Source organism: Companilactobacillus kimchiensis (assembly GCF_001438805.1).
GTDB lineage: Bacteria > Bacillota > Bacilli > Lactobacillales > Lactobacillaceae > Companilactobacillus > Companilactobacillus kimchiensis.
This window is the reverse complement of record NZ_JQCF01000041.1, coordinates 1-12,295: the sequence shown is the minus strand read 5'-3', so window position 1 is coordinate 12,295 and position 12,295 is coordinate 1. Positions and strand designations below refer to the sequence as shown.

The following is a 12,295-nucleotide window of genomic DNA, read 5'->3' as shown; positions in this document are numbered from 1 at the left end:
GACGGGAAGTTAAGTATACTTACGCTCTAACCGAACTTCAGAAGGACCCGATGCAATTATATGATTTGAAACGGATCTTATTTACTATCTAAAGTTTAATTTTGCTGAACAATCGGATATCTTCTGACAACATAGGTCAATAGATATGAAATTGCTAAAATAATTGTTACAACGATATATGGATAATGAGTGTTCCAATCCATCAATGCCCCAGACATCAAAGGTCCAATAACATTTCCAACACTGGTCAATGACATATTCATACCGTTGATCAGTCCTTGATTGGATCGACTAGACTTGGTTAGGAGTGTTGTGATAGCTGGTCTTAATAGGTCAAATGATGAGAAGATGACTAAAGTAGCCACGATAACTTCAATACTCGAATGTGCTTGAGTGATCCAGAAAACACAGACAGCACTGAGTAAAAAGGCGATACTGATCAAACGCATTTCACCGATTTTATTGATGATCCAGTTGAAGGCGGCAACTTGCAGAATCAACGAGATAATTCCGTTTAGAGTTAACACCAAAGCAATTGTACTCAATCCGAAGTTGAAAACTTGGTTAACGTAAATACTATAGATGCTTTCAAATCCTTGTAATCCAAATGATGATACCAGAATCATTCCGAACAACATGACCATTGGTAAAGTCAAAATTGATCTGATAGAACCTTGTTCTTTGGCCTTTTGTTCAGCCTCAAGTTCCTCAACTTCAAGCACATCTTTGTTCTCTTTCAAAAAAATCTGAGTAAAGATAGCACTAGTGATACTCAAGACACCAGCAACCCAGAAAGGGGTCTTATAACTGATTCCAGCCAGAATACCACCAAGACCTGGTCCTAAGATTAATCCACCACTGAAGGCAGCTGATAACCAACCAATGACTTTAGCACGGTCCTTTAAAGTAGTAAGATCTGAACCTAGAGCCATTGAAGTTGGAATAACCATAGCGGCTGATAATCCACCAATAATACGAGAAAGATTAAAAATTGGTAGGGTTGTAGCGACTGCAAAAATAAATTCCGAAATCATATAAGTGAAGAGTCCAAAAACGATAACTGGTTTACGACCGATTTTATCTGACATTTTACCAACTATTGGTGAAGCGACAAATTGTGCAAAGGCAAATAATGACGTCATAACTCCCATTTGTGAAGTTGTAAAGTGATACTCAGTTTTGATGAATGGCGTGACCGGAATTACTAAACCAATACCCAAACAGATCAAAAAGTTACTAAAAACAAGAATATAGATTGAATGTTTATTCTTTCCCATAATTCTCCTCCCCATGAATTATTTTTTAAGTTCAAAAAAACTACTATCTGTCGACAGTAGTTGCCTATAAGAAAACCGATATCCTAAGGAAAAATCCTCAGATACCGGCTAGTTATGAACTTGGAATCTCACATTAATTCAAGCATACTATGCTTCTATATTAATGTCTAATAGTTTAACCGAACTTTTTTGTTAAAAAATTATAACAAATTTGACTTTTGGCATATAAATATTTTATAAGTAGCGACTAATCATGGACAATTTGTATGGAAGTGGCTATTATAGAAACATGACTTAATAAGGAGGTCATATTTTTGGATTTTCGAAGCGGGTTGAACAGTGATAAACCCCAGATAATAAATTTACTAGTAGAATCATTTAAGGAATACATAACTACCAAGAACATGTTCCAACAAGAATTTCGTTCTAGTGCTAAGTTCGATAAGTTAATGCGTAAGTATTTTGCACTTGAAGTTAATGTATTTATGAAAAAAGGTTTGGTTTATGTTGGAGCTGACGGAAAGGGTAAGCCTAGAGCAGTTGCTCTAATTGAATTTAATCAGGGTCGACAGATCAGTAACTGGGACTATCTTACAATGGACGGTCTCAAGCTATTACCTGAAATCCTCATGAATGGATTCAATGGTTTCAATGCATTCGATATCTTTAAATTCGAAGATCTTTTTGATAAAGTTAAAGGTAAGAAAAAATGTGTCGTTGAATATCTTGCAGTAGATAAATCACTACGTGGCCAAGGAATTGGTAGTAAGATGCTTAACAATCACATTAGTCCATACGTTAAAAAAATTGGTTACAAGAATATTATTCTTGAAACTAATACTCAAAAGAATGTTACTTTTTATAAAAAGAATAACTTCTCAGTACGCTCAGTTAAACATGTTAACTTGAGTCATGGAGATGTTAACGATTGGGTCTTATCAAAGGCCATTTAGAACAAGAAAAGAGCCGTTCACGATTATGTGAACGGCTCTTTTTTTATAAAAACAACTGATTCCTACGCCATTAAGAATAGCAAATTATTGGAGGAGTGACGTTTTTATTAAAGAAACTTAATATTTTTAGAGTTATGGATAAAAATATCTAGAAAATAATAAAAAACATATCAATTTTTGGAAATAATAATAAAAATAATTATGATTCGATTTAGTGAAGAAGTTTTTTATCAATTGAGATGTAATATAGGGGGAATTTATTATGAATAAAAAAATTAGATTGTTTACTATAACGGTTCTAAATATCGTTATTCTAATGTGCTTATTTGTTATGATTCCTCAAAACAAAGTTGAGGGGTCGAAGGGAATAAATTTTTCAGAGGTCATGTTCAATGAGTTGCCTGAAGGACTTTCCAATGTGGATACACTTTTTCATAAAGCTGAAATACCTAATAGTTCTAATTCTTTTAATTATGTAAATTCAACGAAATATCAAAACGATAAGCCCAATACACAAATTGCTGTTATAACCAAAGTGGGTGAAATTGATAAATTAGGGGCTTCTTGGTCTGATGAAAATGGTTCAACCTCGAACTATGTTGATATTACTAAGAATCAGACAATGTCAATGTGGCTGTATTTTGGTGGCGGGACAGAAACCGGTAACGGAATGGCTTTTGTTTTACAGAATGATGGAATCAATGCCTTTGCTACTAAAGATGGTACTACTGGAGTTGGTGGTCAATCGATGGGAGTTTGGGGTGGTGTTAATTTAACTGAATCACCATTAGCAACACCAAGTACTCTGGCTAAACGGGCTATACAAAATAGTTGGGCTCTGGAGTTTGATACATTTGCTGACCTGGGTAGTGCTAAGGATAGTAATTTTGATTATGATATAAATAAAAAATATAGAAATATAAATAATCATATTGCTTCAGGATATCCTGCTGATCCTAATATGTATAAGAGTGATAGTAATGGTCCTATTTTAAATCACGAATATTTTGATTCGGATATTGTTTCAACAACTAATCGAAATGGTAGATTATTGACTGACGACAATTGGCATCATTTAACAGTTACTTGGAATAAGGCTGAAGATGGTCAAAAACCTAGTATAACTTATAATTATGATGATAAGAATATGGATGGAACACCAGATCAATATGAAATTTCCAGAACAATTCCGATTGATGTAAGTAAGTTTAATTTACAACCAGGGGACAATAAATTGATCTGGGGCTTTACAGGTTCAACGGGACAGCAAAGTGAAAATAACTTGGTAGCCTTTGAATCAATCCCTTCATTAGTGGAGGCTAGTGCCAAAGCTACAATATATGACAATGACCAGGGACAAAATATTTCCGAAAATGGAATCGTTCATAATGGTGATAATTTAACTGTTAACTACGATCTGCAACATGAAAGTGGAACTCAGGCTTGGAAGTCAGTTGCCACTGACATAACTTTACCAACTAATATAAATTATGATACAGGTTCGGCTGTGATAACTTATGATGATAATTCAACTGAAACCGTCGATATTAGTAAGGTTTCGTCGAATAAGATTACACAGACCTTGAAAAAAGATATCAATCAAGGCGGTCCTAAAGCGGTTAAAATAAGTATTAGTGGAAAGGCAACGGCTGGTAGTAGTGCTGTAACAACAGTTGCAACTACACATTCACGTTTTAAAGGAACTAATTTAATTAAGGATACTCAGACACCGTCATTTATTATTAAACAGCCAAAACCAATTAATTTGAAGAATACCTATGATTTAAACCGAACAATTAGTTCAAATGAAAACCCTGAGATCGGTGGACAAGCTGCTTATACAACCTCTGATTTGCTTGATACTACGAGTGCAAAATTTCATATTAGTGTAAATAATCAGACAGGTGTGGCTTATAACATGTCTGATTACAATCATGATGTTGCTGATACAATCAAGTTTATGATACCGGCAGATGAATTGAAACAAGGTGATAATACGGTATCAATCTATGTAACTGATGCTGAAATGAATAAGTCTAATGTAATTACTTATAATATTAAGGTAACTGGTTCACTGCAAGTTACTGCTGCTAAATTAAGTAGTTTTCAATCAATTCAAAGTCTTTCACCAAAAGAATATATTCATCGGGCTAACGACTGGCTGTTAAGTTTGAAGGATACTCGTAGTCAAGGTTCAACTTGGGTCTTGGAAGCACAAGCTGATCCATTAAAAAATGCCAATGGAAGTTGGAATGGCTCGATGGTCTTTATTGATAAAGATGGTAATGAAAAGTCATTTGATAATAATAATATTGTGAAAATAGCCGCTGGAACAAAAGATGGAGATGCTTCGGATAGTTTTGATATTTCATCCGAATGGGGAAAAGATTCTGGTGTATTGTTAAAACAAGCTAGTTTAAATGCTAAAGGAGTTTATTCAACTACGGTTAATTGGACTGCCGTTGATAGTATGTCTTAATAAAAAATACCCAAATCATATTTGTGATTTGGGTATTTTTATTAGAAATTATAAATATATTATTTTGCATTTAAACTGATTCATTAAGACTCCAAGTTAAAGTTCCATTGTATGATCCTTCTTTAGTTGCGGGTGTTAATTTTAATTGCCAATCATTAACACCAACATAATCAGTTAAATTAAGTGTTTGCTGGTTGCCTGCAAAGGAATTTGTTTGGATAGGTGTACCTGTGGGAAGAATTGGTTGCCAGGTTCCCACGTCATTACTGCTATTGGTTCGTTGCCTTATAAAAATTAACCCAGAATTGTCAGTGGGAATAGTATCACCATTTTGATTGATCATTTGTGACAGTGTTGAAGTATTATCGTATGAAACATTAACTTTGAAATTATTATTGTCAGGATGAGCTACTATTAATTCGCCATCCGTACCGACGTTACTTAAAGTTTTGGACTTTCCATACATATTGGTTGAACCAAAATCAATAGATGTAGGTGTCTGGATAAACCCATCAACTTTTTGAACCTCAAGATTAGCGTCATTAGAAATCTGTTTATCATAAGTTTCGTTACCAGATGTTTTGACGCCAGTAATATAAGCATTATTAGTTAGAATTCCAGCATTAGGAGAGCTTACATCAACCTCAAATCTCATAGTTACTTGTTGACCAGCAGCGACCTCGTTGATGGTACCAGTATTTAAACCCCAGGGTTGATCGTACCAGTCACCAGTAGCACTTTTAGTTTCAATACTGGATTTGTCCAAAGTCAAACCAGCAGGAAGATTATCGTTTATTGTGGTGGCAGATAATAAATGATCTTGGCTGCTTTTGGCAACACTATAGATGATTTGATAACCAATCCTATCACCGGGTTTTCCAGTCGTGGAATCTCTATAATCTTCATTATTAGTAATGTTTTTTATTTGCTTAGTAAATGAGTTATTATAACTTGGAGCTGATACAGGAAAACTAACTGAAGCAGTGAAGGAATCAATTTCATTTGGGGAGATCATTTGGTCAGAACCAGTAAAGTCAGCACTATTGGTTAACTTTCCATTGGTATCTAGGTTTTGGAGAGCATCTTTAGTTAAGGTGGCTTCAAAGGTAACTGTTTCTGATTTGTCATCAGTCAGTTGAAAGGGCATTGGAATAGTTAATTTCCTTGAGGTTGCGTCAAAGTCAGACGGATCTGGATCGGAAACTTGAACGCCATTAGTTGTCCGTTTTATTGAGCTTGTATCGACCTGTAATCCCTTTGGGACTTGATCAACAATTTCTTTGGAATTCCATTGGGCGTCATAACCATTATTAACCAAATGAAGAGTGAATTTTAATTTATCACCTACTTTGTTAGTTCCATCGGAACGAGTTTCGTTGGTATAGGATTTAGATGCAATAGGTAAAGAATATGGTGATTGGATTTCACCAATTGTTGAAGCAAAATGGGCTGTCTTTCCTGCAGGAAGAGTGGTTGTATCCCACCTTAATGAGTAGGCCGAATCTTGTGTACTTAAGATATTGGTTCCAGCTGGATTATTGTTGACTTCGGCTCCAGTACCATTGGGTTTGAAAATACCACCCCAGTTAGGTGAATTGCCCTTTCTTTCCATTCCGGCATAATGTTGAAATCCATCTTGAATCTCATTAGTAATGGATAACTTATATCCATTATCTTTTGTACCTGTGGCAATATAGAGTCCACGTTTATTACCTAGATCATAAATTGGAACAGAGTCTGCCCCTTGATTGGCGTTGATTCCGAGTTTGGTATCTTCGCCGAACAAGACTTGAAATTGTTGTTGAGAACCTGAATTATTTTTAACATACATTTCTCTTTGGATTATCGCTCTATTGGTAGGGGAAGGTCGTAGAATAATTTCAATTGTGAAGTTATAAGTACCCCGATTAAAATTACCAACAATTAAGTAGGCAGGTGAATCCTTATCATCAGTGTAGTAATAACCTTTATTTGAAAAGCCATTACCTAAAACAGACATCGTTCTAGAAAAAACAGAATCATAAACACCTGGCTGAGTAATAATAAAGTCAGGGGATGTCATTGAAACACCCTTTTTTCGGTCTCTAACATCAGTGGAAACAACATTTCCTTGAAATGTAGAACTAATATACTGGTTGTTATATTTATCGACTAAAAATGTATTCATTTTTGAATAGTAAGTATTCATATCACCTACATTTTCAGAGTCAAAGTTTACCGTATCGTCTTGATTACTGGTACTGTATTGCCCATCCTTAGTGGTTACTAAGCCAAAGGCATATCCAAGTGAAAGTCCCTTATTTAAGGTTAGAAGTTTAGATTGACCAACTGATCCCTTATACCAGGTTGTGGAAACTCCATCATCAATCCCATCAGTATTAGGATTAACCGGATTGGCCGAATTATCGGCATAGATAGTTTGTGGTGGACCTAGAATTGTTAATAAAATTGTAAAAAAAATACCAAAAAATATTTTTAAATACGTTTGCTTCCTCATAATGTATCTCCCCAACAGAATTTATGATTAATAATATTATATATATACTATTTTAAATCAAATATATATAATGAGACAAATAAATAATTTTATTATCTTTTTTGATAAATTCGCCTAAATTATTCGATTTAATAAGAAATTAAAATTATTTATACTGTGGTTGTCTAGGCTTGTATTTAAAAAATTCTTCCCATGTTAAACTTTACCTATTGATTTCAATTAGGTTTTGAAAGGTAAGAGTATGACAACTAATTTCACAGGTAAATTTTCAGATAAAAAAATAACCATCCAAGCGGATGATTTGGGAACAATCAATTATTATTCAGTGGAGCCAGAGTCCGTAGATGAAGAATCAATTTTTTTCATGATGAGAAATCGTGATATCATCGGAATGAATTTTGGTAACGCTGACAGTATCAATGATCCTACCAATTACTTAGAAATTATTGTGCCAGAAAATATTATTGCATCGGATTTCTTTTATTTTTTGACTGAAGAATTAAATCAATCAGGCTATAGTTTGAATGTTGATTACAAAATGACAATTTCCGCTGAATCGACTAAGGTATATCAAGCTTATTGGAAATTGATTTTGCCTTTGTTAAGAGGATTTGGTTTGGAAATCGTTCAACCTAAGAAGGTGGTTGCTAAACCACGTCATAAATATGCTAAGTCATTGGCAGATGTGCCTTTTAAAATTAATTATAATGGAAGCAAGGCAACTGTTTATTGGGTCAAACGAGATCAATTCGTTATTAAGTCAGGAGCCAGTTTAGTTGCTGAAACCCCTTTGACAAAAGCAGGTATTATTGGTTTTGCCGCTAAATTTGGTTTGAGATTGCGACAGGAACATGAAACTCAAATTAAAGATAATGTCTTGATTTCTGATATAACTTTAAGAAGTGTCAATGAAGTAGGAACTTTCCTTTACTTTGCTGGAACTAATGGTTGGTTACAATTAAAATCACCTGAAGGTAAGACGCTTAATGAGTTGACAGTCGTTAAGTAAACACCGATTGACAGGCTATTTTAAAATGCTAGAATCTTCATAATATCAAAGGTCGCCAGCAGTTAAGCTGGTGGTCTTTTTTTTAGGGGTGATAACGTGAAAAAGGTAACAGCAAAAGTTTTGATTTTAGGGGCATTTTTGGAATCAGTTGGGGCCAGCTTTATTTGGCCAATCAATACAATTTTTATCCATAATTATTTGCATAAATCATTGGCAATTGCGGGGATGGTTTTATTTTTTAATTCTTTACTGACATTTTTGGGAAACTATGTTGGTGGAAAAATGTTTGATCGAATTGGTGGACATAAAACCGTTATTACCAGCACGGCGATAGCATTAATTGCTTTAATGGGATTGATTTTTAATCATGGTTGGCCAGCTTATCCAATTCTGTTACCAATCTTAGGATTCGGAGTCGGAAGTGCTTTTACTGTTATTAATTCCTTCGCGGCTCAAATGGAAAACGTCGACCGATACAAAATGTTCAATGCCATTTACGTGGGCACCAATTTGGGTAATGCAATCGGAACTGCTTTGGGAGGTTTTATTGCTGGAGTTCAGATGACATTAGTTTTTGTAGCCAATTTTCTATTTTTGAGCATATTTTTCATCCTAGTTATTTTTTGGTATAACAACCAAACAAAACCTCAGCACAAAACTAAACAGATGGTTAAAAAGTCTAAAAATAAATTACATCCAGGAGTTGGCTTGATAGCGTTATTCTTAGGATTAACTTGGGTTTCTTATTCACAGTGGAGCAGTAATATCTCAGCACATTTAACGACGTTAGGAATACCGGTCAGTAATTACAGTCTGCTGTGGACAATCAACGCGGTGGTAATTGTTGTCTTTTTACCATTAATTAATCGTTTGATTGAAAATCGGGCGGAGTTTAAAAGAATTCAAATTCCTTTGGGTGTCGCTTTTTTCATTGTGGCTTTTGCATCGATCATAAATGCCCGTCAATATTGGTTCTTTGTTATTGGAATGATTTTGTTGACTCTGGGAGAGATGCTAGTTTATCCGGGAATTCCAGCTTTGGTCAGTGAATCGACACCACGATCAGAAGCAGGACGGTATCAAAGCTTGCTGAGCATGTCAGCTACTTTTGCCAGAGCAATCGGACCATTACTTGGTGGAATGATAATTGAACATAGTTCGTATAATATTTTATACTTGCTGGCGATAGGTGTTCTACTGGGGTCATTGTTCTTCTTGAAACGTGGTAATCATGAATTAAGACTTAATAAAAATATAGAATGATATTTTCGTGATTTTTTTACATTCAAGACGGAAAAAGTAACGTTCATGAGATAATCCTTCAACACTATCCAAAGGCGATATAATAGGTCTTGTAAAGGATGGTGAAGATAAGATGGTAGACAAGAATGAAGTTATTAAAGTTATGAAAAGTTTAAGTTTAGAGATGAATAAACAACACAAAAACTCTCAGACGGCACAGTATGTCGAGGAGACTTTAGTAGAATTGGAAAAAAGTGAAGGAGTTGCTTTCACGGGAACTTTGCAATATTTTTTGAACCGAGCTCCTGTTGTTAAATTATCTGATTCCATTACATTCACGGAAAAAGAAAAAGCATTGTGGCACGAAGTTCGTTCTTTCAATGATTTGGGAAATAATCTTATGGGAGTGGGACTATAAAACTGAGGATGGTGTTGATATTATGACTGATAAAAAAGATGAACTGCTTCAAGCTCTGAAAAATTTGAGCGTGGCACTCAACAAATATCACGGTGGTTCAGCAACAGCACAGTATGTTAGTGAAACACTGATAGAATTACAAAAGAGTGAAGAGACTGCTTTTATTGGTACTTATCTCTACTTTTTGCCTAAAGCCGCTAACTTGAGACGGGATGAGGGTATTAAACTTAATGAAACTGAAAATACTTTATGGCATAAGATGGCATCATATAAAGAGGTTGGGTATAAACTATTTCCTAGCATTGGGTTATAAAATTACAACAAAAAAAAGGAAATCACAATTATGATTTCCCTTTTTTGTCCAGAGTTTAATTAATCATTTTCAATCTTAGTGATGTTTCCGTCCAAGGCATTGATAGTTATTTCTTTTTCCGAAGATTTATTTTTGATTGTAACTTCCCAGAAAGTATTACCATGTTCCTTTTTTAATTGGAATTCAGTAGCCTTACCAGTTTTAGCGGATTTTTTAGCAATTTTAGCAGCCTCGTTTAAACTAATGACTTTACTTAAATCTAATTGTTCATTTTGAAGTTCCACTAAATCATCTTGATCCAAGTTTTCATGAGATTTATGAATGATTTTTTTGTTGAGAGCATTGATGGTCATTTCATATTCGTACTTATTATCGAACCCCTCGATTGTGTAGATAGGTTTTCCCAAATGTTGTTGTAATTCAACGGAATTCATCTTGGCATTGGAAAACTCTTTTTGGTATATTTCTGCAGCTTTATTGACGGAAATTTTGGTATTGTTAACTAATTCAGTTGATCCAGATGGTTTTGACTTATTGCTTGTGGAGTTGGAGGATGTACAGCCGGTTAATATAAAAATCGTTAAGAGGCTAATGCCTAAACTGAATAAATACTTTTTCATCAATTTCACCTACCTTTATTAAAAGTATATTTTATTTAAATAAAGATAGTCAAATATTTAGATAATGATATTTATGTAGGATGAAAAATTATGAAATGGTCTGAATATTACAGAGTAGAAGATGATTTTCATTTTGCCACTTCAACGTCCAAATTTCTGTAAAACGTTCAATATTGGTATCATCTTGAACTTGTTGATTATAATCTTCAGATTTATCATTAAATTGAAAATAATCACGTGCTTGTGCTGTGACAATAACTTGGATTTTTTTGTCTGGAGCTGTAACAACTTGCTGAAGCTCAACAATTACTAACCCATCAAGCTGATCAATCTTGTGGTTCCGGATATATCCATTGATAATTCGTTTTTGTTTAGCATAATAATTCGGAGACATTAATATCTTTAAGGTTTCCAGATCATTTTTAGTCCACGCATCTTCCACCTTATAGAAGAATGGTTCAAAGGATGAATTAAGCTTTGGTGTTAATTGATCATATGTTTCAGAAGGCGTTTTTTTAGTTTGACGTCGACGTTTAATAGATTGAAATAAGGAAAAACCTATAAAACCAGTGAAGACAACGTCAATCAACGATAAACGATTAATACCATAATTATTGTAATTATGATATCCACGATAGTAATTATCGTTATTGTATGTATTGGTACTACTATTACTACTTGAGGAACCGTTGCTACCCATACTGCCACCAGCACGGGCAAATACTGGTGTACTAGTCAAAGCAAGCAGTAAGGACAGATTAATAATCATAAATAATATTAGTTTTTTCAAGATTTGATCCTTAATGTATAGTTGAGTTTAAAATGGTAATTGTATTATATCTTTAAGTGAAAATGATAGATATCTAAAATGTACAAATATTTATTTGATAGAATTTTATCTAAGTTATCGCAAAGATATAACTTGATTTAAAACATTTAGAAGTATTATTTTTAATAAATCATCTGAAAATTAACCAAGTATAAGCGTTGCTGGTGAATTATTGAATCACAAAACTGATACGAATTGATGTATTAATCTTTGTGATTCCTGTTATAATATGAGTGTACAAAAAGAGGGATGCTCGAACATCCCCCAAGATAGCCCGTTTAAGACGGTGGCTATGTTAGATTAATTTAATAAGTTATCAAATAACCGTAACTCGCCAAAGTTAGACGGTTATTTTTTTGCACTTATTTCTTATCACTATGAATATAAGTTAACAGGGCAATCAAGAATATGCCGAACGTTAACATTAAATTCAAAGCGTCTGAAACAGACAAAAACGCTGCTCCTTTCATTAGGATATAAATAACTTATAGTAATAAAACCATAAGCATCACCGCTTTCAAGTTGTAGCCACCGTCATTAACCTGCTATCGTTAATGTTATTTAATATAAGGTAGATCAATGAAAGCTATTTATTGGAATCTTAATAAGATAAGTGACTTTTTTATTTTCGAAAATTACAAGAACAAGTTAGCCACTT

Annotated in this window: 11 protein-coding genes; 6 read left to right on the top strand and 5 right to left on the bottom strand. The window is 34.0% G+C overall.

What is annotated here, in order from left to right; translation table 11 throughout:
- Positions 1–95: 95 nt before the first annotated feature.
- The gene (locus IV57_RS12320) at positions 96–1,277 is read right to left on the bottom strand and encodes an MFS transporter (RefSeq protein WP_057881822.1); all 1,182 of its coding nucleotides are present in this window, start codon (positions 1,275–1,277) and stop codon (positions 96–98) included.
- A 314-nt stretch (positions 1,278–1,591) separates the two neighbouring features.
- Between IV57_RS12320 and IV57_RS12315 the strand changes: the two genes are divergently transcribed.
- Entirely contained in the window at positions 1,592–2,230 is a 639-nt protein-coding gene (locus IV57_RS12315; RefSeq protein ID WP_057881821.1) for a GNAT family N-acetyltransferase, read from the top strand.
- 262 nt (positions 2,231–2,492) lie between these two features.
- Entirely contained in the window at positions 2,493–4,709 is a 2,217-nt protein-coding gene (locus IV57_RS12310) for an L-type lectin family protein (RefSeq protein WP_057881820.1), read from the top strand.
- A gap of 70 nt (positions 4,710–4,779) precedes the next feature.
- Here IV57_RS12310 and IV57_RS12305 read toward each other — a convergent pair whose 3' ends face one another.
- Positions 4,780–7,206, bottom strand: a complete 2,427-nt coding sequence (locus IV57_RS12305; RefSeq protein ID WP_057881819.1) for a hypothetical protein — start codon at positions 7,204–7,206, stop codon at positions 4,780–4,782.
- 241 nt (positions 7,207–7,447) lie between these two features.
- On the opposite strand from IV57_RS12305, the gene IV57_RS12300 reads away from it, so the two are divergent.
- From IV57_RS12300 to IV57_RS12285, 4 genes are all read left to right on the top strand, one after another.
- Positions 7,448–8,215, top strand: coding sequence for a hypothetical protein (locus IV57_RS12300; protein ID WP_057881818.1), 768 nt, complete (start codon positions 7,448–7,450; stop codon positions 8,213–8,215).
- A 96-nt stretch (positions 8,216–8,311) separates the two neighbouring features.
- The gene (locus IV57_RS12295; RefSeq protein WP_057881817.1) at positions 8,312–9,478 is read left to right on the top strand and encodes an MDR family MFS transporter; all 1,167 of its coding nucleotides are present in this window, start codon (positions 8,312–8,314) and stop codon (positions 9,476–9,478) included.
- Between the two features lie 112 nt (positions 9,479–9,590).
- Positions 9,591–9,875, top strand: coding sequence for a hypothetical protein (locus tag IV57_RS12290; protein WP_057881816.1), 285 nt, complete (start codon positions 9,591–9,593; stop codon positions 9,873–9,875).
- Positions 9,838–10,188, top strand: coding sequence for a hypothetical protein (locus IV57_RS12285; RefSeq protein WP_057881815.1), 351 nt, complete (start codon positions 9,838–9,840; stop codon positions 10,186–10,188). Before IV57_RS12290 ends, IV57_RS12285 begins: the two co-directional genes overlap by 38 nt.
- A 59-nt stretch (positions 10,189–10,247) precedes the next feature.
- On the opposite strand, the gene IV57_RS12280 is transcribed toward IV57_RS12285, so the two are convergent.
- The 3 genes from IV57_RS12280 to IV57_RS13525 all read right to left on the bottom strand — a co-directional run bounded on the left by IV57_RS12280 (position 10,248) and on the right by IV57_RS13525 (position 12,107).
- Positions 10,248–10,808: a PepSY domain-containing protein gene (locus IV57_RS12280; RefSeq protein ID WP_057881814.1), complete on the bottom strand. Its 561-nt coding sequence runs from the start codon at positions 10,806–10,808 to the stop codon at positions 10,248–10,250.
- Positions 10,809–10,896: 88 nt separating this feature from the next.
- Entirely contained in the window at positions 10,897–11,598 is a 702-nt protein-coding gene (locus IV57_RS12275) for a Tim44 domain-containing protein (protein ID WP_057881813.1), read from the bottom strand.
- Positions 11,599–11,999: 401 nt separating this feature from the next.
- Positions 12,000–12,107 carry a putative holin-like toxin gene (locus IV57_RS13525; protein ID WP_083488977.1) on the bottom strand — a complete coding sequence of 36 codons (108 nt, stop codon included), beginning with the start codon at positions 12,105–12,107 and terminating at the stop codon, positions 12,000–12,002.
- Positions 12,108–12,295 lie beyond the last annotated feature (188 nt).

Bases quoted from the DNA above. Each gene is read 5' to 3' on its own strand.
- IV57_RS12320 (WP_057881822.1), bottom strand. From the start codon at position 1,277: ATGGGAAAGAATAAACATTCAATCTATATTCTTGTTTTTAGTAACTTT.
- IV57_RS12310 (WP_057881820.1), top strand. From the start codon at position 2,493: ATGAATAAAAAAATTAGATTGTTTACTATAACGGTTCTAAATATCGTT.
- IV57_RS12305 (WP_057881819.1), bottom strand. From the start codon at position 7,206: ATGAGGAAGCAAACGTATTTAAAAATATTTTTTGGTATTTTTTTTACA.
- IV57_RS12300 (WP_057881818.1), top strand. From the start codon at position 7,448: ATGACAACTAATTTCACAGGTAAATTTTCAGATAAAAAAATAACCATC.
- IV57_RS12290 (WP_057881816.1), top strand. From the start codon at position 9,591: ATGGTAGACAAGAATGAAGTTATTAAAGTTATGAAAAGTTTAAGTTTA.
- IV57_RS12285 (WP_057881815.1), top strand. From the start codon at position 9,838: ATGATTTGGGAAATAATCTTATGGGAGTGGGACTATAAAACTGAGGAT.
- IV57_RS12280 (WP_057881814.1), bottom strand. From the start codon at position 10,808: ATGAAAAAGTATTTATTCAGTTTAGGCATTAGCCTCTTAACGATTTTT.
- IV57_RS13525 (WP_083488977.1), bottom strand. From the start codon at position 12,107: ATGAAAGGAGCAGCGTTTTTGTCTGTTTCAGACGCTTTGAATTTAATG.